The sequence below is a fragment of the Dietzia natronolimnaea genome (assembly GCF_002289575.1).
Taxonomy (GTDB): domain Bacteria; phylum Actinomycetota; class Actinomycetes; order Mycobacteriales; family Mycobacteriaceae; genus Dietzia; species Dietzia natronolimnaea_A.
Genome location: NZ_NTGA01000025.1, coordinates 53871 through 77013, shown reverse-complemented (window position 1 = coordinate 77013; position 23143 = coordinate 53871). Strand labels below are relative to the sequence as shown.

Sequence of the window (23143 nt, the reverse complement as noted above, 5' to 3'; positions counted from 1 at the left end):
CCCCCGACGAACTAACGGAGACACCCACTAGCCTTGTGGTCATGGACACCACGGACAGCGACTCCGCCGCCACCTCCGCTACAGGAGCCGGCACCCGATCCCCCGACGAGGCCCCCGCCGAGATCCGCCACCTCATCCAGCAGTGGAACCATCTCGACGAGCTCCTGGCGGGACTCAAGAGGGACGACTGGGCCACCCCGACCGCGCTGCCGGGCTGGACGGTGCGCGACGTGGTGGCGCACATCGCCGGAACCGAGCACCTGTTGGCCGGCGAGCCGGTACCGGACGTCGACCTGCCCGACTCCGTCCACGAGTACGTCCGCAACCCCATCGGTGAGCTCAACGAGAAGTTCGTCCAGGAGGCGCGCTCCCTGGCGGTCGAGGACGCGTTCGCGGACTTCCGCGAGGTCGTGGCCGAGCGCACCATGCAGCTCTCCGAGATGACCGCCGAGGACCTGGAGGCCGAGACCGACTCCCCCGTCGGCCGAGTGCCGTTCCGACGCTTCATGGGAGTGCGCGTATTCGACTGCTGGGTCCACGAGGACGACATCCGTCACGCCCTCGGCATGACGCACCACCTCGACAGCGGCGTGGGGAGGTTCGCGCTCGAGGAGATCGTGCGCGCCCTGCCCCGGATCGTGGGCAAGAACGCCGGCGCCCCGGACGGTTCGCGGGTCCGGTTCCGGGTGAAGGGCGGCTCTGACACCGACCCGTCCCTGGCCACCGATGTGTTGGTCGCCGGCCGGGCAGGGCTCGTGGACGTCGACGACTCCGCACGGGTCACGGTCGAGCTGGTCTTCGACACCCCGACCTTCGTCCGCGCCGCGACCGGCAGGATCTCCGCGGAACCCGGAAACGGTGTGGAGATCAGTGGCGACGAGGACCTGGGCCGGAGGATTCTCGAATCGATGGCCTTCACCATCTGATCCCGGTCGCCGGATCCGCAGCGGACGGTCACGACGCCGATGACGCACATCGTGGTGATGGGCGTGACCGGTGCCGGTAAATCGACCGTTGCGCAAGCGATCGCCGAACGGATCGGCGCCCCTTTCGTGGACGCTGACGACCTGCACCCGCCCGCCAACCGCCGCAAGCTGGGCGCAGGCGAGCCGCTCACCGACCTCGACCGCGAGCCGTGGCTGGAGGCGGTCCGTACCCGGATGGCGGAGCAGAGCCGGTTCACATCGGGGTCGGGGCGCGATCCGGCCCCCGAGACGACCGCCGGTGTGGGTCTCGTCGTCGCGTGTTCGGCGCTGCGTCGCGCCTACCGTGACGCCCTCCGGGGTGTCGACCGCCCGGTGTTCTTCGTCGAACTCCGGGGCGGCCGGGAGCTTCTCGCGGCCCGGCTCGCGGCCCGGGGCGGGCACTTCGCCTCCCCCCGGATCCTGGCGTCCCAGCTGGCCACGCTGGAGCCGCTGGCGCCGGACGAGGACGGGATCTCCTGCCCGGTCTCGTGGTCGGTGGAGCAGATCGTCGCCACGGTCGTCGCCGCGCTGCGCTCATAACGACGCCGGTGACGTGATCGGTGAGCCCGCCGGTGGACGAGCCCCGTCCCGGGGGCCCCGACCACCGTCGGGCCGCCGTTTCGTGGACGCCCCCGGGGTCGTGCGTCAGACTGGGAGGCAGGCCGCCTGTCGACCCGACCCCGGAAGAGGACGCCAGCCTCAATGGAGCATCTCCGCCACTTCGCCCTGGAGTTCCGGAAGGCCCTGCGGAATCTGCTGCCCATCGTGGCTGTGGTGGCGGCCTTCCAGCTGCTGGTCTTCCGCCGGGTACCCGAGGACCCCGTGCAGCTGGTCGCGGGTCTGCTGATCGTGGGGGTGGGGATCGCCCTGTTCCTCCAGGGCCTAGATCTCAGCGTGTTCCCGGTGGGCAAGAACCTCGCGAACCAGTTCACCCGACGCGGTGCGCTCGGGCTGCTCCTCACCTTCGGCTTCGCCATCGGGTTCGCCGCGGTCGTGGCCGAGCCGGCCCTGATCGCGGTGGCGGAGCAGGCGGAACTGATCAGTGAGGGGCGCATCGACGGCGTCGTGCTGCGGGTGGTCATCGCGGTGTCCGTCGGCCTCGTCCTGGTCCTGGGGATACTGCGCGTGTTGCGGGGCTGGGCGGTCCACCGGATCCTCATCGGCGGGTACATCGTGGTCCTGGTGGCCACGTTCGTGGCCCCGCCGGAGATCGTGGGCCTGGCCTTCGACTCGGGCGGAGTGACCACCAACGTCGTGACGGTGCCGCTGATCGCCGCGATCGGGATCGGGTTGGCCAACTCGATCCGGGGCCGCAGCGCGCTCACGGACGGCTTCGGCCTGGTGGCGCTGTGCGTGATGGTGCCCATGATCGGGGTGCAGCTCTACGGCATGTGGGTCTACACCTTCGGCGGTGGCGGCGGCACACCCACCACCGGAGCCGAGGAGACCGGGGGGACGCCCCTCTGGCTGGAACACGTGGTGGGGCTGGCCGAGATGGTGCGCGACGTGGCGCCCATGGTGATCGTCGTCCTGTTCTTCCAGTACGTCGCGCTGCGCCGCAAGCTGTCCCACCCACTGCGGGTGGCCGTGGGGTTCGTCATGGTGCTCGTGGGGCTCTACGCCTTCGTGGTGGGCCTGAAGATGGGGCTGTTCCCCCTGGGCACCCAGATGGCGGAGCAGCTGATTGATCGCGATGTGCCCGCCCTGATCCTGCTGTTCGCCCTGCTCATCGGGTTCGCCACCACGATGGCCGAGCCGGCGCTGGTCGCCGTCGCGGACCAGGCGGAGAACGTCTCACCGGCCGGGATCAACGCGACCGCCATCCGCCTGGTCGTGGCCACCGGGGTGGCGGTCGGGATCGCCCTGGGGGTGTTCCGCATCCTGACCGGCGGGCCGCTGCACTATTTCATCATGGTCTCCTATGCCGTGGTGCTCGTCCTGCTGGCTCTGGCCCCGAAGTACATCGTCGCCCTGGCCTTCGACCTCGGCGGGGTGACCACCTCCGAGGTCACCGTGCCGCTGGTCACCGCGTTGGGCATCGGGTTGGCGAGCGCGATCGAGGGCCGCAGCGCGTTGCTCGACGGCTTCGGGTTGATCGCCTTCGCCTCGATCTTCCCGATCATCTCCGTCCTGCTCTATGCCATCGTCCTCGACAAGATCCCCCGCCTGCAGAAGGAAGCGTCATGAAATTCACGGCCGTCGTAGTGATCGCCCCTCCCGAACTGGAGGACCCCGCCATCGAGGTCGCGCAACGCGCGGGCGCGACCGGGGTGACGATCCTGGAGGGCAAGGGCATCGGCGGGCAGCAGAAGAAGACCTTCTTCGGCCTGACCTTCGAAGGGTCCCAGTCGGTGCTGCTCATGGTCGTGGGCACCCACCTGGCCACCCCGATCCTCAAGGCACTGCACGAGATCCTCGTCGACGGGGACAATTCCCGCGGCATCGCCTTCAACGTCCCCATCGAACACCTCACGGGGATCGACCCCCGGCAGCTGGTCAAGTTCGAGGAGTACATGCGCCGGGAGAACACCTGAGCCGCGCCAGCCTGCTCGTCCGTCCGCCCACCCGTTCCGACCGTACGACCCCACAGGAGGTCCCCCATGCTCACCGTCACGCAGGTCATGGTCCCCGAGGTGATCACCGTCTCCCCCTTCGCCACCCTGCGCGAGGCGCTGTCGATGATGCGCACCCATCGGGTCAAGAGCCTCGTCGTGGAACGCCAGCACCCCCACGACGCCCACGGCCTGCTCAGCTACAACGAGTTGCTGCGGGCGATCATCGTCGAGGAGGGCGACGTCGACCTGCTCAACGTGTACGACGCCGCCGTCAAGCCCGCCATCTCCGTGGGTGAGGACCTGTCGGTGAACCAGGCCGCGGCCATGATGAGCCGGTACCACCTCAACCGCCTGGTCGTGGTCCGCGGCAACGAGCTCATCGGACTGCTCACGATGAACGACATCCTCGCGCGACTGATCGACGACCTCGACTGACCACACGAGCTCGACCGGCCCGCGACCGACAACGGTGCGCCCGGGGAGACTTGAACTCCCACGTCCGTAGACACTGGAACCTAAATCCAGCGCGTCTGCCAATTCCGCCACGGGCGCCCGCCCGGGGGTACCGGGCGAGGTGAGCTTACCGCGCCGTCGGCGGTATCGTTGAGGGGTGTCCGACAGCCTGAGCACCCGTACGGTCGGAGGCGACGCCGCCTCCGGTCCACCGGTCTCCGCCAAGGTCAGGCACCGCCCCTCGTGGATCGCCTTCGTCGTGCTCGGTGCGATCTTCTGCCTGGGGATGGGCCTCTGGCAGCTGGACCGCTACCAGGAGGCCACGGGCACGGTCCAGAACCTCGGCTACACCTTCATGTGGCCGTTCCTGGCGGGCTTCCTCGTGTACGCCTACCTGAGGTATGTACGGCTGGAGGCGGACGAGGCCGACACGGCCGTGTCCGAGGCCGGTGCCGGTGCCGCCGGACACGCGGACGGTGAGGGTGACGACGACGAGGTCGGCGCCCGCCCCGGCGGTACGCCCCCTCGCCGGGGTGCGCGCCGGCGGGAACGGGCCGTCACGGAGATCCCCGCCGACCTCCTCCCCGCCCGGCGCCCCGTCGCGGAGGAACCGACCCGCGACGAGGGGTTGGAGGCCTACAACTCATACCTCGCCGAACTGGCCCGCCAGGACGCGGCCGCCGGCGACCGTCACGAGGAGAGAACCGACACATGACCGTTGACGCCACCCCGGAGACCGACCACCGCAAGCCGGACCCCGGCGGCAAGATCCGCGGCGCGCTCGCGCGGTACCGCGTCCTGGCGTGGATCACCGGTGTGTGGCTGCTGGTCCTGACGGTGGAGATGATCTACAAGTACCTGATCATCGAGAACTCCTCCGATGCCCCCGACTGGTTCACCTACATCGGCCAGGCACACGGTGTCTTCTACATCTTCTACCTGTTCATGACACTCGACCTGGCCATCAAGGCCCGCTGGCCGGCCTCCCGCACCCTGCTGACCGCACTGGCCGGGACGGTCCCGTTCCTGTCGTTCTGGTTCGAGCACATGCGGACCCGGGACGTCAGGTCCGAGTACGCGGTCTGAGCTGGCTCAGCGCCGCATCCCGCGCTCAGCGAGCTCCCGCAACGCCGGCACGAGCGCCCGCAGGGCCCGACCGCGGTGGGAGTCGGCATCCTTCTCCTCCGCCGTGAGTTCGGCGGCGGAGCGGTCCGAGCCCTCGGGCAGGAACAGCGGATCGTAACCGAATCCGCGCTCGCCCCGGGGCTCCCGCAGAACCTGTCCGGCCCAGCGCCCCTCCGCGACCCGCGTCATGAGCGTGGCCGTCGACGGCGCCGAATCCCGTGCCGAGTACACCAGTGCGCAGCTGGAGAAGAAGGCCGCGCCACGACGCTCGTCGGGCACGTCCGAGAGCTGTGCCAGCAGCAGCGCGTTGTTGGCCGCGTCGTCGCCGTGACGGCCCGCCCAGCGAGCGGAGAGCACGCCCGGCATCCCGTTCAGCGCGTCCACGGCCAGCCCGGAGTCGTCGGCCAGACACGCCAGGCCCGTCGCCTTCCACCCGGACCTCGCCTTGATCAGGGCGTTGTCCTTGAATGTCGCGCCGTCCTCCGGCTCCTCGGGGAAGTCGGGCACCTCGTCCAGGCCGATCGGTTCGATGCCGTCGATCCCCGCGGAGTCCAGGACCCGTCGCAGCTCGGCGAGTTTCTTGGCGTTCCGGCTGGCGACCAGCAGCCGCACGGTCACCGCTGACGCCCCGCGCTCCGGGCGGCCGGGGGCATCGGCAGCTCGCCGGGGTAGGGCGCCGCGAGGGCCTGTCGCTGCAGCTCGAACAGCCGCTCGCAGCCGGCCTGGGCCGAGTCCAGCATCGCATTGAGGGTGTCCCGTCCGAACGCGGCGCCCTCGGCGGTCCCCTGGACCTCGACGAGCTCCCCGGCGTCCGTGCAGACGACGTTCATGTCCACCCCTGCGCGCGAGTCCTCCTCGTAGGGCAGGTCGCACAGGACACGGCCGTCCACCACGCCGACGCTCACGGCCGCGACCGCACACGTCAGCGGGTTGCCGGTGACGGCGTCCTTGGCCGCCAGCCAGGTCACCGCGTCTGCCAGCGCGACGTAGGCCCCGGTGATCGCGGCGGTGCGGGTGCCGCCGTCAGCCTGGAGTACGTCGCAGTCCAGAGCGATGGTGTTCTCCCCCAGCGCGGACAGGTCGATGCACGCGCGCAGCGACCGGCCCACCAGGCGGCTGATCTCGTGGGTGCGTCCCCCGACCTTGCCGCGGACCGACTCGCGCCCCGAACGCTCGTGGGTCGCAGCCGGGAGCATCGCGTACTCCGCGGTCAGCCACCCCAGGCCCGACCCCTTGCGCCAGCGCGGCACGCCCTCGGTCACGCTCGCCGTGCACATGACGCGGGTCTGGCCGAAGGTCACGAGAACCGAGCCGGCCGGGTGCGAGGTGAATCCGCGCGTGAGGGTCACGTCGCGCAGGTCGCCGTCCGCGCGTCCGTCTGTTCTGCCGTCAGTAGATGAGGTCACGCCCGCCGATCCTAGCGGCCACCGCCGCTCGTCGACCGCGCAGCTCTCGAGCGAGAACTCAAGAAGCTAGACCTCGAGTCGCAGATCCGGTTCCGCCAGCATGACCTCGCCGTCGAACTCCGCGGCGGCCTCCGCGCGCACGGCCTCGCTGTCCGTCCACGGCGGGATGTGGGTGAGGACCAGCCGACCGACCCCTGCCAGTCGTGCGGTGCGACCCGCCTCCGCACCGGACATGTGGATCCCCGGTGGGCGGCCCTCCTCGTGGGTCCACGACGCCTCGCAGAGGAACACATCCGCCCCCGCCGCGAGCTGGATCAACGCCTCGCAGTAGGCGGTGTCGCCGCTGTAGGCCAGGACGCGACCGTCCGCCGAGGTCAGTCTCAGCCCGTAGGACTCCGGCGGGTGATCCACCCGGTCGGCCCGCACACGCAGGGCCACCTCGTCGTCGTCGCCCCTCAACTCCACGTCCGGAGTGACCTCCCACGACCCCACCTCGAACGTGTCCGAGAGATCGTCCACGGCGCCCGGCTCCTCCGACGAGGCGACGCCGATCCGGTAGGCGGTTCCGGAGGGTCCGATGAGCGGCATGCGCACGGCGTGCTCGGCCTCCGGGCCGAAGCGTCGCAGCACCAGCAGGCCCGGGACGTCGAGGCAGTGGTCGGCGTGGAGATGGGACAACAGGACGGTGGCGGTCTCCGGCGAGGCGTACCGCTGCAGAGCCCCCAACACCCCGGGGCCCATGTCGATCACGACGGGCCCGATCCCCTCGACCTCCACCAGATACCCGGATGCCGGCGAGGTGGGTCCGCCGATACTCCCCGAGCAACCCAGGACTGTCAGAAGCATGGGCACCATCGTGCCACGACCCGCCCGCCGCCGCCCGGGGTGTGCTCCCGAGCGCGGTCCCGGGCCCGTCGGCGGGGAGGACTCACACCGCGGCCGCGCGGCCGACGGCAACCAGGTCGGGGCCGAGGAATCGGGACGCCACCCGACGGAAACTGTCCGGGTCACCGGTCACGAGGAACTCCCGCAGGGCCGGGGTCTGCGCGTCGTGGGGCCGCAGCAGGTCCTGGGAGGTGAGCACGCGCACCACGTCCTTGGCGGTCTCCTCGGCGCTGGAGACCAGCGTGACGTGATCGCCCACCGCGAGCTGGACCACCCCGGACAGCAGCGGGTAATGGGTGCACCCCAGGACCAGGGTGTCCACGTCGGCGTCCCGGATCGGGGCGAGGTACGCCTCCGCCAGGCCCAGGACCTGCCGGCCACTGGTGATGCCGCGTTCGACGAACTCGACGAACTTCGGACACGCCACCGAGGTCAGCTCGACCCCGGTCGCGGCGGCCACGGCGTCGTCGTAGGCCAGGGAGGCGACCGTGGCGCGCGTGGCGATCACCCCGATGCGACCCGACCGCGTGGTGGCCACCGCCCGCCTGGCCGCCGGCTGGATCACCTCGACCACCGGCACCGGGTAGCGCTCGCGCGCGTCCCGCAGCATCGCCGCCGATGCGGTGTTGCACGCGATCACCAGAGCCTTGACCCCCCGGTCGACGAGGGAGTCCGCGACCGCCAGGGCGTGCTCGCGGACCCGCGCCAGCGGCAGGGGCCCGTACGGCCCGTGGGCCGTGTCCCCCACGTAGATCAGCGATTCGTCCGGGAGCTGGTCCATGATGGCCCGGGCCACGGTGAGACCGCCCGCCCCGGAGTCGAAGACCCCGATCGGGGCCAGTGGGTCCGGGGTCGTCACCTGCGCGGACCGGAATTCCACCCCGGCTGCCCGGCGGTGACCGCCTGCGGCCTGCGGTCACGCTTGAGCCCATAGGCCGAGAGCACGCCGCCGATGGCGCCACCGAGGTGCCCCTGCCAGGACACGCCGTCCAGCATCGGGGACAGACCGGCGAGCGCCTCGAACCCGTAGTAGAAGCCGATGACGAGCCCGACCAGCAGGTGCAGGAACCGCCGGGAGAACAGTCCACGGACGATCACGTAGAAGATGTAGCCGAACACGATCCCCGACGCGCCGATGTGCACGGTCCCCGGCCCGCCCAGGATCCACGACACCACGCCCGACGCCAGCCACGAGATGAGCGTGACGCTGATCAGGGGCCGGATACCGGACATCGCGATGATCGACCCCAACACGAGCAGGGCGATCGAGTTGCCGATGAGGTGAGCCCAGTCCCCGTGGAGGAAGGGTTGGAAGATGATGCCGAGCAACCCGTCGGTCGACAGGGGGCGGACACCGTAGTTGTCGAGGGTCTGGGGCGGCCCGATGGCGGCCTGGATGACCTGATCAGCCGCCTCGACCACCCACATCAGCGCGACAAAGGCGAAGAGCAGGATCAGTGCCGGCCAGCGGCGCGGTCCCTGGGGGACGGGCCGGGCGGTCTGGACGCCCCCCGACCGGAACGTGCGTGGATCTGGATTCACCGTGCTCTCCTCACTTCCCCGTCAGAACCGAACACAGGGAGTCCTGCATGAAGGTCAACCAGTGGTAGACGTCCAGGTGCGCCGACCTCGGGTCGTCCTCCTCGACGAACTCGGGGATGTCCGTGGCCGGGACCCCGTCCACCGCTCCGGCCTCGAGCAGCAATGCGCCCAGGCCGAGCCGCACATCGTTGAGACAGCCCATCCACGCCTGCGCCTGCTCGGGGCTGAGCGAGACCGTCCCCCCGCGTGCCGGGAGCGACCTCAGGACCGTCGAGGCCGCCGCGAGTTTGGCGTCGATGATCTCCGGTTCGTGGAGCATGCGCATCCCCGAGTTGTGGGCGCGGGCCACCGCCGCGGCATCCGCGTCGGACGCGCTCCCCGGTTCGGGCCGATGAAAATCCGGGAGCAGGCGGGCGAGCGGGGCCTCGGCGGGGAGCTCGGAGTGGCCGCTGCGCATCCCGGTGATCTCGGCCAGCTCATCCCTCGGTGCGGAGTCGCGACGCTGCTCCAACATGTCGACCATGTTGGACACCAGGGCGTGGAGGATCTGCACCTCGTGCCCCTCCATGACCGCCTTGACCCGCGGGCCGGTGAGGGAGGTCTTGCGCTGCCAGGCCTTCACGAGCTCAGGCCTCCCGCTGCATCGTGGCCCACAGTCCGGCCTCCTGCAGCTTGCGGACGTCGTTCTCCACCTTGTCCCGGCTCCCGGAGGAGACCACGGCGCGGCCGTCGTTGTGGACCTTGAGCATGAGCTCGTGCGCCTTCTCGCGGCTGTAGCCGAAGACCCGTTGGAACACGAAGGTGACGTAGCTCATCAGGTTGACCGGGTCGTCCCACACGACCGTGAGCCAGGGACTGTCCACCCCGGCGTCGCGCTCGGTCTCCGTGGCTTCCACGGGTGCGGCCGACGGCATCGCCATCACGGGGACGACGCTCCGGACGTCCGCGTTCTGTGTGGTGACGGTGTGCATAGGGCCAAGGATACGGATTACCGCCGGGTCGGCCACGCCGTAGAGTCGTCCGGGTGACCTCGACCGCGCCGACGCGCGCCCCTCACCCGCCGGGCCGTCCGTCCACCGCCCTACTCACGGACAAATACGAGCTCACGATGATCAGCGCCGCGCTGGCCGACGGCACCGCCGACCGTCCCTGCGTGTTCGAGGTGTTCGCCCGGCGGCTGCCCGCCGGTCGCCGGTACGGCGTCGTCGGAGGCACCGGCCGGCTCCTGGAGCGTCTCCGCGACTTCCGCTTCGGGGAGCAGGAGCTGGCGACGGTGGCCGACTCGCTCGACGAGCGGACCCTCGGGTGGTTGCGGGACTTCCGTTTCACCGGGCGGATGGACGGGTACCCCGAGGGGGAACTGTTCTTCCCGGGGTCCCCGGTGTTGACCGTCCGGGGCGGGTTCGCCGAGTGCGTGCTGATGGAGACACTGGTGCTGTCCGTACTAAATCACGACAGCGCGATCGCGTCCGCCGCCGCGCGCATGACCTCCGCGGCGGACGGCCGCCCGATCATCGAGATGGGCTCACGCCGCACGCACGAGGAGGCCGCGGTGGCCGCGGCCCGCGCCTCGTACCTCACGGGGTTCGCCTCCACCTCGAACGTCGAGGCCACCCGACGGCACGGGGTCCCCTCCGCCGGCACGTCGGCGCACGCGTTCACGCTGCTGCACACCGGTCCGGACGGCCCCGACGAGGCGTCCGCCTTCCGCTCGCAGGTCGCCGCCCTCGGTGTGGGCACCACCCTGCTGGTGGACACGTACGACATCACCCGCGGCGTGGCCACGGCGATCGAGGTGGCCGGTCCCGGGCTGGGCGGGGTCCGCATCGACTCGGGCGATCTCGGGATGCTGGCCCGCCAGGTGCGTGTGCAGCTCGACTCCCTGGGCGCCCACGGGACCAGGATCGTGGTCTCCGGGGACCTCGACGAGTACGCGATCGCGGCGCTGCGGGCCGAACCCGTCGACGCCTACGGGGTGGGTACCCGGTTGGTGACCGGCTCGGGCGCCCCCACCGCGGGGATGGTCTACAAGCTCGTCGAGGTGGACGGGATACCGGTGGCCAAACGATCGACCCACAAGGAGTCCCTACCGGGCGCCAAGCGAGCGGTCCGCCTCCACCGACGGTCCGGCACCGCGGTCGAGGAGGTGCTCCTGCCGTGGGCGGGGTCCCTGAACGCTGAACCCGGACTCGATCAGAGGGATCTGATGGTCCCCCTGATGCGAGACGGCGACCCCGTTCCGGACCTGCCGACCCTGGAGGAGTCGCGGGCGTTCCACGAGTCTGCGATAGTGACGCTGCCGTGGGAGGGCCTGGCGTTGAGCGAGGGCGAGCCGGCGGTCCCCGTGCGTGTGGTGCCGCCGCGTCCGTAGCGCTCGTCCACCCGCAGCCGGGCACACCTCTGGATCGTCGGATCGGGCCGCTAGGGTGACCGGGTGACCGACTCGCTTCCCCCTGTCTCCGAGCTGCTCGCCACCGCGGTCGAGAGCCTGGGCGGCACCGAGCGGACGGGACAGGTCCGGATGGCCGAGGCGGTGGGCAACGCCCTGGCCACCGGCGAGCATCTGGCCGTCCAGGCCGGGACGGGGACCGGGAAGTCGTTGGCCTACCTCGTGCCGTCGCTGCGGCACGCCGTGGAGACCGGGGGCACCGTGGTGGTCTCCACTGCCACGATCGCCCTGCAGAACCAGCTCGTGGACCGCGACCTCCCCCGCCTGGCCGCCGCCCTCAAGCCTGAACTCGGGGTGACGCCCTCACACGCGATTCTCAAGGGCCGCGGGAACTACCTGTGCCTCCACCGCGTCGCATCCGGCCCGGTCGACGAGGCCGATCCGGAGGAGGTGGTGTCCGAGGAGTTGTTCGACCTTCCCCTCGGGGGCGAGTCCACGGCCGCCCGCACCCCCCGCGAGTCCTCCCCGCGCGACGCGGGGCCCGGGTCGCGACTCGGCCGGGAGATCGCCCGACTGCACGACTGGGCGCAGGACACCGAGACCGGCGACCGCGACGACCTGCCCCGCGGGGTGTCCGACGCGGCGTGGCGCCAGGTGTCGGTGACCAGCCGCGAGTGCCTCGGGCAGTTGTGCCCCGAGTTCTCCGAGTGCTTCGCCGAACTGGCCCGGCAGGAGGCGGGACGCGCAGACGTGGTGGTGACCAACCACGCCCTGCTCGCGATCGACGCCATGACCGACGTCTCCATCCTCCCCGAGCACGACGCGGTGGTGATCGACGAGGCCCACGAGCTGTCCGACCGGGTGACCGGCGTGACGACGGCGGAGCTCACCGGTGCGGCCGTGATCCAGGCGGCCCGCCGCGCGGCCAAACTCGTCGATCAGCAGACCGCCGATCGCATGGTGGCGGCGGGCGAGGGTCTGGCGAGCCTGCTCGAGCTGTGTCCCGAGGGACGCTGGGACCTCCTGCCCGAGGGCGCCGACCTCGCGCTGGCCGCGGTCCGACACACCGCCGAGAACTGCCGGAGCGCCGTTCCCGGCCCCAAGCCCGGCGAGGTCGCGAACGATCCCCAGGGCGCCTCCGACCGGCAGAAGACCCTCGCGGCACTCGACGAGGTCGCCGACGCGGCCGACCGGATGCTCTCCTCCTACGAGCGCCCGGTGGCCGAGCGTCTGGAGATCGTGTGGATGAGCGAGGAGGACCGCCGCGGCCGGATCCTGCGCGTGGCCCCGCTCTCCGTGGCAGGGCTGCTCCGGGCGCGGCTGTTCGCCGAGTCGACGGTGATCCTCACCTCCGCCACGCTCACGACCGGCGGGAAGTTCGACGGCCTGGCGGCCACCTGGGGGCTTCCGCCGGCCTCGTCCGCCCGTCCCGACCCCGCGACCGCCGTCGCCCTGGAACCGCCCTCCGACGACGACGCCGGCAGCCTCCGCTGGACCGGGCTGGACGCGGGGTCGCCCTTCGACTACCGCCGCAACGGCATCCTCTACGTGGCCTCGCATCTCCCGGCGCCGGGCCGGGAGGGCGCCTCCCCCGAGGCGGGTGACGAGCTGGTCGACCTCGTCACCGCTGCCGGCGGACGCACCCTCGGGCTCTTCTCCTCGATGCGCGGGGCCAAGGCCGCGGCGGAACTGCTGCGCGAACGACTCGACACCCCGGTGCTGTGCCAGGGCGAGGACTCGACCGCCAACCTGGTGGCGCAGTTCGCGGCGGACGAGGAGACCACGCTGGTGGGCACCCTCTCGCTGTGGCAGGGCGTCGACGTGCCCGGACGGTCGCTCTCGCTCGTGGTGATCGACCGCATCCCGTTCCCACGGCCGGATGACCCCCTGCTCTCGGCTCGCCAGCGGGCGGTCGGGGCCCGCGGTGGCAACGGCTTCCTCGCCGTCGCCGGCAACCACGCCGCGCTGCTCCTCGCCCAGGGCGTGGGGCGGCTCCTGCGCCGAACCGACGACCGGGGCGTCGTGGCCGTCCTCGACTCCCGGTTGGCCACCGCCCGCTACGGCGGGTACCTCCGGGCCTCCCTGCCCCCGTTCTGGCAGACCACCGACCGGGACGTGGTGATCGGCGCCCTCGAGCGGCTGCGCGACGCCTGAGACCGCCGCCCTGCTCCCCCAGCCGCATCCGCTCCAGCGCCTGCTCCCCCAGCCGCAGCCGCCCGCGGCGATGAACTCTCGCCTGCCCCGCTGCGCACGCGGCCGTTCAGAGCAGGGAGCGGCTGTGGGTGAATGCCGTTGCCGAGCTGCGGGTGTCAGCCCTGGTCGACGGCGATGACCGTCAGCGATCCCGGCGCGACCTCCGTGTACCCGGCGTCGACGACAGCAGCCACCCCTGGGGCACGAGCGGACACTGCTGTCGAGAGCTCCTGCCACCGAGCGGGGTCCGCCTCCCGGACCGCCACGCGCAGCCCGTCGTCGATCCACCGCTCGAGCCGGTCGCGGTCCATCTCCGCGATCAGCACCATCACCCCGTGACCGACCTGGGCGGCGGCTTTGCCCACGGACATCTCCAGGGTCCTGTCCACCCACACCACCGGGACTCCCGGGGGCGGGGGGCCCGGATCATCCCGCGCGAGGTCGGTGCCCCCGATCTGCAGGCGACCCAGCCGCGGGTCCACGTCGTCGACCGGGCCGGGGACGAACGCCCTGGCCGCGCAGCCGTCCACCTCGCGGGTCACTCCGTCGACCTCGAGAGCGGTGCGCCACTGCGCGCCTCGCGCACGCCGGGCGATCTTGCGCATCCGGGCGTCCAGCCACGCCGCGTAGGCCTCGTGCCAGCGCCCGCCGGGGGCCACGCGCTCGTCCAGACACAGCGCGGCGACGGCGCCCGCGACCGCCTCGAGCAACGGGGTCCGTCCGGGCGGGTCCGCCTTGGGTAGGTGCAGCACGATCGGCATGGAACGGACGGTGGCGCGGTCGTCGGGATCCTCGGCCCCGGCCGAGCCTGCGCGAAGTCGCGAGTGGCACCAGTCGAGCGCGGCACCGGTCGCGAGACCACCCGGCAGTGGTCCGTCGGGCAGTGGTCCGTCGCCCCCCGGTCCCTCGGGCACCGAACCGTCGGTCACACGAGCGGGACGCGGCGATAGGTTCCGGCGGCGGTGTCGGCCGCCTCGATCTCATCGCGCGTGATGCCGAGGACGAACAGGACCGTGTCGAGGAACGGCTTGGACAGAGACGCGTCGGCCACCTCGCGGAGAGCGGGCTTGGCGCAGAACGCGATCCCCAGCCCCGCGGCGGAGAGCATGTCGATGTCGTTCGCCCCGTCCCCGACCGCGACGGTCTGGCTCAGGGAGATCCCGAGCTCCTCGGCGAACTGGCGCAGGTACTCGGCCTTGGCCTCCCGGTCCACCACCTCGCCGACGACCCGGCCGGTGAGCACCCCGTCCTCGATCTCGAGAGTGTTGGCCCGTGCGAAGTCCAACCCGAGCTCCTCGGCGAGACCCGCGATCACCTGGATGAACCCGCCCGACACCACACCGCAGCGGATACCCAGCCGCTTGAGGGTCCGGATGGTCGTCCGCGCACCCGGGGTCAGCACGATGTTCGCCGCGACCTCGTCGAGGACGCCGGCCGGCAACCCCTTGAGCGTGGCCACCCGCTCGTGCAAGGACTGGGCGAAGTCCAACTCACCTCGCATCGCGCGCTCGGTGACCGCACGGACTTCTGCCTCCCTACCCGCGTGTGCGGCCAGCATCTCGATGACCTCGCCCTGGACCAGCGTGGAGTCCACGTCGAACACCACCAGACGCTTGGAGCGGCGTCCCAGGCCGGCGCCGTCCACCGAGATGTCGACGCCGTGCGCGTCCGACAGGGGGGCCATCGCCTCGCGCAGTCGCGCGTCGTCGGCGGCGTCGCGATCGGCGGTAGAGACGTGCAGTTCCAGACCCGTGACGGGGTAGTCGGCGATCCCGCGGATCGTGTCGATGTTCGCGCCGATCGACGCGAGCGAACCGGCCACCGCCGAGAACGCCGACGCGGTGACCGGGCTACCGAGGATCACCACCGCGTGGGTGGACGGCGGGGTGGGAGGCGCGATGTCGTCGAACTGGACCTCGAGCTGCATCCCCAGGTCGTGGATCTGCTCGGTGAGCTCGCGGACCACGGTCACGGCATCGGCGTCCGCCTCCACCCGGACCATGAGACCGAGGGAGAGGTGCCCGTTGACGACGACCTGTTCCACGTCCACCAGGTCGGCGTGGTGGGAGGCGAGGACCGACATGACCCTCGCGGTGACGCCTGGCCGGTCGGGGCCGGTGACGGTGAGGAGTGCCGGGGTACCGGGGGTGCTCACGTGTGCTCCTGACGAGTGCTGGATCTGGCGGGTGGTCCTGGGGACCGGGAGGCGGGTGCAGGCCGTGGCCGGGGGTGAAGGGCCTGGGCCGACACGCGCCGAACCCCGCCGGAGGGCGAGCCTACCGACGGGGTTCAGCGGGGTCCGGAGCCCGTGGGTGAGTACGGGCGGCCGGGTCAGCCCCTCTGCGGTGACGTGCCGCGCTCGGCGACGTCCTTGACGGCGGCCGGGTCCTGGGCGGCGGCCCGGCCACCGACGTGGGCCTCTGCGCGCATGCGTTCACTCATGTGCGGGTAGTGGAGCTCGAACGCCGGGCGCTCGGAGCGGATCCGGGGCAGGGTCACGAAGTTGTGGCGCGGCGGCGGGCAGGAGGTCGCCCACTCGAGCGAGTTGCCCGCACCCCACGGGTCGTCGACCGTGACGATCTCGCCGTAGCGCCAGCTCTTGATGACGTTCCAGATGAACGGCAGCATCGCGATGCCGAGGATGAACGACCCGATGGTGGAGATCTGGTTGAGGACGGTGAAGTTGTCCGTCGCCAGGTAGTCGGCGTAGCGACGGGCCATGCCCTGGTTACCGAGCCAGTGCTGCACGAGGAACGTGGTGTGGAAGCCGATGAACATCAGCCAGAAGTGCAGCTTGCCCAGCTTCTCGTCGAGCATCCGGCCCGTCATCTTGGGGAACCAGAAGTACACGCCGGCGAACGTCGCGAACACGATCGTGCCGAAGAGCGTGTAGTGGAAGTGCGCGACGATGAAGTACGTGTCCGAGATGTGGAAGTCGATCGGCGCCGCGGCCATCATGATGCCGGTCAGACCACCGAAGAGGAAGGTCACGATGAAGCCGAGCGCGAAGACCATCGGCGTCTCGAATGTCATCTTTCCGCGCCACATCGTGCCGATCCAGTTGAAGAACTTCACGCCCGTGGGAACGGCGATGAGGAACGTCATGAAGGAGAAGAACGGCAGGAGCACGGCGCCGGTGACGAACATGTGGTGTGCCCAGACCGCCATGGACAGTGCGGCGATCGCGAGGGTCGCGAAGATCAGGCCGGCGTAGCCGAAGAGCGGCTTGCGGGAGAACACCGGGAAGACCTCGGAGACGATGCCGAAGAACGGCAGGGCGAAGACGTACACCTCGGGGTGACCGAAGAACCAGAAAAGGTGCTGCCACAGGATGGCGCCACCGTTACCCGGGTCGTAGATGCGACCACCGAACTGACGGTCGTAGAAGACGCCGAGGGCGGCGGCGGTGAGCAGCGGGAAGATCAGGAGGATCAGGACCGACGCCACCAGGATGTTCCAGGTGAAGATCGGCATACGGAACATGGTCATGCCGGGCGCGCGGAGGCAGATGATCGTGGTGACGAAGTTGACGGCGCCGAGGATGGTGCCGATACCGCCGATGCCCACACCGAGGATCCACAGGTCCGCGCCAACGGCCGGCGAGTGGATCTTGTCGGCCAGTGGCATGTACATGGTCCAGCCGAACGCTGCCGCGCCGCCCGGGGTGATGAACCCGGAGAGCATGATGATGCCGCCCGCCGTGAACAGCCAGTAGCCCAGGGCGTTCAGTCGCGGGAAGGCGACGTCGGGGGCACCGATCTGCAGCGGCATGATGTAGTTCGCGAACCCGACCACGATCGGGGTCCCGTACAGCAGCAGCATGACCGTGCCGTGCATGGTGAACAGCTGGTTGAACTGCTCGTTGGACAGGAACTGCATGCCCGGGACGAAGAGCTCCGCCCGGATGAGCAGGGCCATGAGCCCGCCGATGAAGAAGAAGACGAAACAGGTGACGATGTACATCAGGCCGAGCAGCTTGTGATCGGTCGTCGTCATCATCTTCCACACGAACGAGCCCGGCCGGGCGGTGCCCGTGGGTTCGCCCGGCGGATGGTCGAGATCGTCGACCGGCTTGGGGGCCACTGCGGTCATAAGGGTCCTCCTGAACGCCTCACCCGACGCCGTGGGTCGAACCACCGACCCCACGTCGAACGCAAAGGAATAGTGCGTGAGGGCAATCCTAACCCTCCGCTGAGAGCGTCCACCACTCACCCCGCCGAACTCGTCGGGGCGGGTCATCTGCGGTAATCCGCCTCCATGACGACACGCCCGGGATCGCGCTCCGACCCGCCACGACCTCCCCTTAGACCGCGCTCACGACCCATCTCCTAGGCTCTCCTTCATGACCGATCACGCGCCGGGCCGACTCCGCCATCGCGGGCGGGGGTACGTTTCCACCCCCGTGCGGGTCATGGCGGGCATCGCGGGCCCCCTTGTCGCCGGTCTGGCCCTCGCGGGGTGCGGGCCCTCCCCCGTCGACATGGTCGAGCACCCCGTCACCACCACCCCGTCCCGGATGGCCGGCGAGGAACTCCAGCGCGCCGCCGAACCCGAGGAGTCGTGTGCGCCCGCACCGGTGTCGGCAGAGTTCCCCGGCAGCGGGGTCCGAGAGGTCGCGTCCGCGGACCCTGTCGACTCGACGGTGGAGGTCCCCCGTTCTCCGGAACGGATCCTGGCCCTCGGCAGCGGTGCCGTGGACGTCGCGTGCGCTCTGGGACTGCAGGACCTCGTCGTCGGGATCTCCGGACTGCCCCAGGATGCCGACGTGTACCTTCCCGCGCCCCTGGTGGGACTGCCCGACCTCGGCATCACCGGCGACACGGGCGGCGACGACGACGACGACGACGAGGACGACGCCGGCGCCGATGCCGATGCCGCCGCGAACGCCGCCCGGGACCTGAACCCCGATCTCATCGTGCTGGCCGGCTCTCCCGAGCCCGACCCCGGTCTGGTGCGGGCGTTGTCGGACGTCGCCCCGACCGTCGTCTACGACGCGCGGAGCCTGAACTGGGCCGAGAGCACCGAGGCGATCGCCGACGCCTACGGTCGCCCCACGGCCGGCGGCGACCTCCTGTTGGACGTGATCGACCGGGCGCGGTTCACCGCGGACGCGACAACCCCCAGAGACACCTGGGTCTCACTCGTCTCCGTCTCCGACGCAGGCGAGATAGAGGTCCAGCAGCCGGACACCCTCGGCAGCCTCATGCTCGAGGCCGTCGGGGCAAACCGGCCCCCGGCCCAGCGCACCCGGGACGGCCAGCGGATCGGGCCCGCGCCGGAGTCGCCTCCCGTGGGAGATGAACTGGACGGCGACGTGATTTTTGCCGTGGTGGGGGGCAGCGACCGCTCCGAACAGTCCGCGCGGGAGACATTCGCCACCGACCGGTGGACGGAACTCGACGCGGTCGGAGCCCGCCGCATGTTCGTGGTGGACCGGGCCGTGTGGGAGGGCTCCGGCCCGGTGGCCGCACGAGCGGTCCTGGACGACATCAGGAGTTCCATCAACGGGATCGCCCCGGACGGTTAGACGGGGAGCCGGCCGATCCGGACGATCCGGCCGCGCGTGGACCGGCCGACCCTGCCGACCCGCTACATCAGCCCGACGACCTCACCCCGGCGCCTGACCAGGGGCCGGGGTGAGGTGAGGACGACGGTTGGTTCAGAAGTCCCAGTCCTCGTCCTCCGTCGCCACGGCCTTGCCCATGACGTAGGAGCTGCCGGAGCCCGAGAAGAAGTCGTGGTTCTCGTCGGCGTTCGGGCTGAGCGCCGAGAGGATCGCGGGGTCGACGTTGGTCTCGTCCTTGGGGAACATCCCCTCGTAGCCGAGGTTCATCAGCGCCTTGTTGGCGTTGTAGCGCAGAAACTTCTTGACGTCCTCGGTCCACCCCACGGTGTCGTAGAGGTCCTCGGTGTAGTCCGCCTCGTTGTCGTACAGCTCGAAGAGCAACTCGAAGGTGTAGTCCTTCAGCTCGTCGCGCTCCGCCTGACTGATCTGCTCCAGACCGCGCTGGTACTTGTAACCGATGTAGTACCCGTGCACCGCCTCGTCCCGGATGATGAGCCGGATGATGTCCGCGGTGTTGGTGAGCTTGGCGCGCGACGACCAGCGCATGGGCAGATAGAAGCCCGAGTAGAAGAGGAACGACTCGAGGAGGGTCGATGCGACCTTGCGCTTGAGGGGGTCCTCGCCCGAGTAGTACCCGAGGGTGATGTGGGCCTTGCGCTGCAGGTAGGTGTTCTCCTCCGCCCAGCGGAAGGCGTCATCGATCTGAGGGGTGGAGCAGAGCGTCGAGAAGATCGTGGAGTAGCTCTTGGCATGGACCGACTCCATGAACGCGATGTTGGTGAGCACCGCCTCCTCGTGCGGGGTCGACGCGTCGGGGATCATGCTCACCGCGCCGACCGTGCCCTGGAGCGTGTCCAGCAGGGTCAGCCCGGTGAACACCCGGGTGGTGAGCTCCTGTTCCGAGTCCGTCAAGGTCTGCCACGACGGGATGTCGTTGGACACCGGGACCTTCTCCGGCAGCCAGAAATTGCTGGTGAGCCGGCCCCAGACCTGGTCGTCGACCTCGTCCGTGACGCGGTTCCAGTTGATCGCGGACACCCGGTCGACGAGCCGGGGGGCGACCCCGGCGGCGGGGCTGTGGGATCCCGGAGCGTGCAGCTCGGCGGTCATCGGATCTCCTCGTGATGGCGGGGGCGGTTCGGGGCGCAGGCCTGTAGCACCGGGGTCAGAGCATGCACGAGACGCACCCCTCGACCTCGGTGCCCTCGAGCGCGAGCTGTCGCACGCGGATGTAATACAAGGTCTTGATCCCCTTGCGCCAGGCGTAGATCTGGGCGCGGTTGACGTCCCGGGTGGTGGCCGTGTCCTTGAAGAACAGGGTCAGCGAGAGGCCCTGGTCCACGTGCTGCGTGGCCGCCGCGTAGGTGTCGATGATCTTCTCGTACCCGATCTCGTACGCGTCCTGGTAGTAGTCCAGGTTGTCGTTGGTCAGGTAGGGCGCCGGGTAGTAGACGCGGCCGATCTTGCCCTCCTTGCGGATCTCGATCCGGGAGGCCACGGGGTGGATCGACGAGGTCGAGTTGTTGATGTAGCTGATCGATCCCGTGGGCGGTACGGCCTGGAGGTTCTGGTTGTAGATGCCGTACTGCTGCACATCGGCCTTCAGCGCACGCCAGTCGTCCTGGGTGGGCACCGCCACGCCGGCGTCGGCGAACAGCTGGCGCACCCGCTCGGTGGCCGGCTCCCATGCCCGGTCGGTGTACTTGTCGAAGAACTCACCCGAGGCGTAGGTGGACTCCGGGAATCCTGCGAACCAGGTCCCCCGCTCACGGGCGAGGAGGTTCGAGGACCGGATCGCGTGGTAGAGCACCGTGTAGAAGTAGATGTTCGTGAAGTCCACGCCCTCCTCGGATCCGTAGTGGATCCGCTCGCGCGCGAGGTAGCCGTGGAGGTTCATCTGCCCCAGGCCGATCGCGTGCGACTCTGAGTTGCCGCGCTCGATCGACGGGACCGAATCGATGTGGGTCTGGTCGGATACGGCGGTCAGGCCCCGGATCGCCGTCTCGATGGTCGCTCCGAAATCCGGGGAGTTCATGGCCTTGGCGATGTTGAGCGAGCCGAGGTTGCACGAGATGTCCTTGCCCACGTGTGAGTAGGTGAGGTCCTCGTTGTACGTCGACGGGGTGGAGACCTGGAGGATCTCCGAGCACAGGTTCGAGTGGGTGATCTTGCCTGCGACCGGGTTGGCCCGGTTCACCGTGTCCTCATACATGATGTACGGGTACCCGGACTCGAACTGCAGCTCGGCGAGGGTCTGGAAGAAGTGCCGTGCGTTGATCTTGGTCTTCTTGATCCGGCTGTCCTCGACCATCTCGGTGTAGTGCTCGGTGACGTCGACGTCCGCGAAGGGCTTGCCGTAGATCCGCTCGACGTCGTACGGCGAGAAAAGGTACATGTCGTCGTTGCGCTTGGCCAGTTCGAACGTGATGTCCGGGATCACGACGCCCAGCGACAGGGTCTTGATGCGGATCTTCTCGTCGGCGTTCTCGCGCTTGGTGTCGAGGAACTTGAAGATGTCCGGGTGGTGGGCGTGCAGGTACACCGCGCCGGCTCCCTGGCGGGCGCCGAGCTGGTTGGCGTAGGAGAAGGAATCCTCGAGCAGCTTCATCACCGGGATGACCCCTGAGGACTGGTTCTCGATGTGCTTGATCGGGGCGCCGTGCTCGCGGAGGTTCGACAGCAGCAGCGCGACCCCGCCACCGCGCTTGGACAGCTGCAGTGCGGAGTTGATGTTGCGTCCGATGGACTCCATGTTGTCCTCGATACGCAGGAGGAAACAGGAGACGGGCTCACCGCGCTGTTTCTTGCCCGAGTTCAGGAACGTCGGGGTCGCCGGCTGGAACCGACCGTCGATGATCTCGTCGACCAGGCGGCGGGCCAGGGTCTCGTCGCCGTCCGCGAGGGTGAGGGCGACCATGCAGACGCGGTCCTCGTAGCGCTCGAGGTAGCGCTTCCCGTCGAAGGTCTTGAGCGTGTACGAGGTGTAGTACTTGAACGCGCCGAGGAATGTCGGGAAGCGGAACTTCTTGGCGTAGGCGTGATCGAACAACTCGCGAACGTAGTTGCGCGTGTACTTGTCGAGCACCTCGCGCTCGTAGTAGTTCTTGTCGACCAGGTAGTCCAGCTTCTCGTCCAGGTTGTGGAAGAAGACCGTGTTCTGGTTGACGTGCTGGAGGAAGTACTCGCGCGCGGCCTCACGGTCCTTGTCGAACTGAATCCTCCCGTCCGCGTCGTAGAGGTTGAGCATGGCGTTGAGCGCGTGGTAATCCAGACGCTGCCCCTCGCCCGCCTCACCGGCGATGGTGCCTTCGGGGGTCACGGTTGGTGCTGCCAAAACTCTTCCAATCCCTCGCGGACGCGGATGACGTCCTCATGTGTGCCCATCAGTTCGAACCGGTAGAGGTACGGAACCCCGAGCTTGCGTGCGATCACATCGCCGGAGACCGCGTAGTCCGCACCGAAGTTGGTGTTGCCGGCGGCGATGACGCCCCGGCAGAGGCTTCTGTTGTGCGCGTTGTTCAGAAACGCCACGACCTGTCGTGGGACCGACGCCCCGGTTCCTCCGGTGACCTCGAGGCATCCCCCGTACGTCGGGACGATCAGAACATATGGGTCCGACACAGGCGGGCTGGCCTCGGTCCTCCGCGTGGGAATGCGCAGCGCCGGGAGCCCGAGCCGGTCGACGAACCGCTTGGTGTTCTCGGAGACGTTGGAGAAGTAGACGATCCTCACCGGCTCGGTGGCCGGCAGCGGAGCCGCCATGACTGCCCCCTTCGGATTACACGTGTTCCGGGCGCCCCCGGTGTCAGACAGGTGTCAGGCCGCGACGGTGACGAGAGCCTTGATCCGGTCCGGCCGGTATCCCGACCAGTGATCGGTGCCGGACACCACGACGGGGGCCTGCAGGTAGCCGAGGGCCATCACGTACTCGCGCGCCTCGTCGTCCACCGAGATGTCGACCACCCGGTACTCGACGCCCTGCTTGTCGAGGGCCTTGTAGGTGGCGTTGCACTGGACGCAGGCGGGCTTGGTGTAGACGGTGACCATCAGTGGTGGACCTCTTT

General features: G+C 69.7%; 24 protein-coding genes and 1 tRNA gene. 10 read left to right on the top strand and 15 right to left on the bottom strand.

Translation table 11 applies throughout. The features are described from left to right. Window positions 1–41 precede the first annotated feature (41 nt). The 5 genes from CEY15_RS14185 (at window position 42) to CEY15_RS14165 (ending at window position 3955) form a co-directional block, all read left to right on the top strand. A complete protein-coding gene (locus CEY15_RS14185) occupies window positions 42–926 on the top strand; it encodes a maleylpyruvate isomerase family mycothiol-dependent enzyme (RefSeq protein WP_176475126.1) in 885 nt (294 codons plus the stop codon). Window positions 927–965: 39 nt separating this feature from the next. Then, window positions 966–1505: a gluconokinase gene (locus CEY15_RS14180; RefSeq protein WP_095718979.1), complete on the top strand. Its 540-nt coding sequence runs from the start codon at window positions 966–968 to the stop codon at window positions 1503–1505. Between the two features lie 162 nt (window positions 1506–1667). After that, the gene (locus CEY15_RS14175) at window positions 1668–3152 is read left to right on the top strand and encodes a DUF1538 domain-containing protein (protein ID WP_095718978.1); all 1485 of its coding nucleotides are present in this window, start codon (window positions 1668–1670) and stop codon (window positions 3150–3152) included. Then, the gene (locus CEY15_RS14170; protein ID WP_095718977.1) at window positions 3149–3499 is read left to right on the top strand and encodes a P-II family nitrogen regulator; all 351 of its coding nucleotides are present in this window, start codon (window positions 3149–3151) and stop codon (window positions 3497–3499) included. Before CEY15_RS14175 ends, CEY15_RS14170 begins: the two co-directional genes overlap by 4 nt. A 66-nt stretch (window positions 3500–3565) precedes the next feature. Continuing rightward, the gene (locus CEY15_RS14165) at window positions 3566–3955 is read left to right on the top strand and encodes a CBS domain-containing protein (protein WP_095718976.1); all 390 of its coding nucleotides are present in this window, start codon (window positions 3566–3568) and stop codon (window positions 3953–3955) included. Between the two features lie 35 nt (window positions 3956–3990). Here the strand turns inward: CEY15_RS14165 and CEY15_RS14160 are convergent. Then, window positions 3991–4072 (bottom strand) — tRNA-Leu (locus CEY15_RS14160). Between the two features lie 58 nt (window positions 4073–4130). Here CEY15_RS14160 and CEY15_RS14155 point away from each other — a divergent pair. Both CEY15_RS14155 and CEY15_RS14150 read left to right on the top strand, forming a co-directional pair. Further along, on the top strand, window positions 4131–4688 hold the full coding sequence (locus tag CEY15_RS14155; RefSeq protein WP_095718975.1) for a hypothetical protein: 558 nt from the start codon (window positions 4131–4133) through the stop codon (window positions 4686–4688). Continuing rightward, on the top strand, window positions 4685–5059 hold the full coding sequence (locus tag CEY15_RS14150) for a DUF3817 domain-containing protein (protein WP_017836546.1): 375 nt from the start codon (window positions 4685–4687) through the stop codon (window positions 5057–5059). Before CEY15_RS14155 ends, CEY15_RS14150 begins: the two co-directional genes overlap by 4 nt. Window positions 5060–5065: 6 nt before the next feature. Here the strand turns inward: CEY15_RS14150 and CEY15_RS14145 are convergent, their stop codons facing one another. The 7 genes from CEY15_RS14145 to clpS form a co-directional block, all read right to left on the bottom strand. Beyond that, window positions 5066–5716, bottom strand: a complete 651-nt coding sequence (locus CEY15_RS14145; RefSeq protein WP_176475125.1) for a non-canonical purine NTP pyrophosphatase — start codon at window positions 5714–5716, stop codon at window positions 5066–5068. After that, window positions 5713–6504 (bottom strand): ribonuclease PH, encoded by a 792-nt coding sequence (gene rph / locus CEY15_RS14140; RefSeq protein ID WP_031264802.1) that lies wholly within the window; start codon window positions 6502–6504, stop codon window positions 5713–5715. The genes CEY15_RS14145 and rph overlap by 4 nt, the downstream gene beginning before the upstream one ends. A gap of 66 nt (window positions 6505–6570) precedes the next feature. Further along, complete coding sequence (locus CEY15_RS14135) at window positions 6571–7350, bottom strand: MBL fold metallo-hydrolase (RefSeq protein WP_095718974.1); 780 nt, start codon at window positions 7348–7350, stop codon at window positions 6571–6573. Window positions 7351–7432: 82 nt separating this feature from the next. Next, entirely contained in the window at window positions 7433–8248 is an 816-nt protein-coding gene (gene murI / locus CEY15_RS14130) for a glutamate racemase (protein ID WP_031264803.1), read from the bottom strand. Next, the gene (locus CEY15_RS14125) at window positions 8245–8931 is read right to left on the bottom strand and encodes a rhomboid family intramembrane serine protease (protein WP_017836551.1); all 687 of its coding nucleotides are present in this window, start codon (window positions 8929–8931) and stop codon (window positions 8245–8247) included. Before CEY15_RS14125 ends, murI begins: the two co-directional genes overlap by 4 nt. Window positions 8932–8941: 10 nt before the next feature. After that, window positions 8942–9553, bottom strand: a complete 612-nt coding sequence (locus tag CEY15_RS14120; RefSeq protein WP_095718973.1) for a DUF2017 domain-containing protein — start codon at window positions 9551–9553, stop codon at window positions 8942–8944. A gap of 4 nt (window positions 9554–9557) precedes the next feature. Continuing rightward, on the bottom strand, window positions 9558–9851 hold the full coding sequence (gene clpS / locus CEY15_RS14115; protein ID WP_042329498.1) for an ATP-dependent Clp protease adapter ClpS: 294 nt from the start codon (window positions 9849–9851) through the stop codon (window positions 9558–9560). 104 nt (window positions 9852–9955) lie between these two features. On the opposite strand from clpS, the gene CEY15_RS14110 reads away from it, so the two are divergent. Next, on the top strand, window positions 9956–11302 hold the full coding sequence (locus CEY15_RS14110; protein WP_095718972.1) for a nicotinate phosphoribosyltransferase: 1347 nt from the start codon (window positions 9956–9958) through the stop codon (window positions 11300–11302). Between the two features lie 63 nt (window positions 11303–11365). After that, on the top strand, window positions 11366–13474 hold the full coding sequence (locus CEY15_RS14105; RefSeq protein WP_095718971.1) for an ATP-dependent DNA helicase: 2109 nt from the start codon (window positions 11366–11368) through the stop codon (window positions 13472–13474). 155 nt (window positions 13475–13629) lie between these two features. Here the strand turns inward: CEY15_RS14105 and CEY15_RS14100 are convergent, their stop codons facing one another. The 3 genes from CEY15_RS14100 to ctaD form a co-directional block, all read right to left on the bottom strand. Next, on the bottom strand, window positions 13630–14442 hold the full coding sequence (locus CEY15_RS14100; protein ID WP_095718970.1) for an aminoacyl-tRNA hydrolase: 813 nt from the start codon (window positions 14440–14442) through the stop codon (window positions 13630–13632). Next, window positions 14439–15668, bottom strand: a complete 1230-nt coding sequence (gene serB, locus CEY15_RS14095) for a phosphoserine phosphatase SerB (RefSeq protein WP_095718969.1) — start codon at window positions 15666–15668, stop codon at window positions 14439–14441. The genes CEY15_RS14100 and serB overlap by 4 nt, the downstream gene beginning before the upstream one ends. Before the next feature lie 176 nt (window positions 15669–15844). Next, complete coding sequence (gene ctaD / locus CEY15_RS14090) at window positions 15845–17605, bottom strand: aa3-type cytochrome oxidase subunit I (RefSeq protein ID WP_095718968.1); 1761 nt, start codon at window positions 17603–17605, stop codon at window positions 15845–15847. Window positions 17606–17855: 250 nt separating this feature from the next. Between ctaD and CEY15_RS14085 the strand changes: the two genes are divergently transcribed. Continuing rightward, window positions 17856–19040, top strand: coding sequence for an ABC transporter substrate-binding protein (locus CEY15_RS14085; protein WP_245847626.1), 1185 nt, complete (start codon window positions 17856–17858; stop codon window positions 19038–19040). Window positions 19041–19172: 132 nt separating this feature from the next. On the opposite strand, the gene nrdF is transcribed toward CEY15_RS14085, so the two are convergent. The 4 genes from nrdF to nrdH all read right to left on the bottom strand — a co-directional run bounded on the left by nrdF (window position 19173) and on the right by nrdH (window position 23126). After that, the gene (gene nrdF / locus CEY15_RS14080; RefSeq protein WP_017836560.1) at window positions 19173–20189 is read right to left on the bottom strand and encodes a class 1b ribonucleoside-diphosphate reductase subunit beta; all 1017 of its coding nucleotides are present in this window, start codon (window positions 20187–20189) and stop codon (window positions 19173–19175) included. A 55-nt stretch (window positions 20190–20244) separates the two neighbouring features. Further along, window positions 20245–22326: a class 1b ribonucleoside-diphosphate reductase subunit alpha gene (nrdE, locus tag CEY15_RS14075; RefSeq protein ID WP_245847627.1), complete on the bottom strand. Its 2082-nt coding sequence runs from the start codon at window positions 22324–22326 to the stop codon at window positions 20245–20247. 68 nt (window positions 22327–22394) lie between these two features. Continuing rightward, window positions 22395–22841 carry a class Ib ribonucleoside-diphosphate reductase assembly flavoprotein NrdI gene (gene nrdI, locus CEY15_RS14070; RefSeq protein ID WP_095718966.1) on the bottom strand — a complete coding sequence of 149 codons (447 nt, stop codon included), beginning with the start codon at window positions 22839–22841 and terminating at the stop codon, window positions 22395–22397. 54 nt (window positions 22842–22895) lie between these two features. Further along, window positions 22896–23126 carry a glutaredoxin-like protein NrdH gene (gene nrdH / locus CEY15_RS14065; RefSeq protein ID WP_017836563.1) on the bottom strand — a complete coding sequence of 77 codons (231 nt, stop codon included), beginning with the start codon at window positions 23124–23126 and terminating at the stop codon, window positions 22896–22898. Window positions 23127–23143 lie beyond the last annotated feature (17 nt).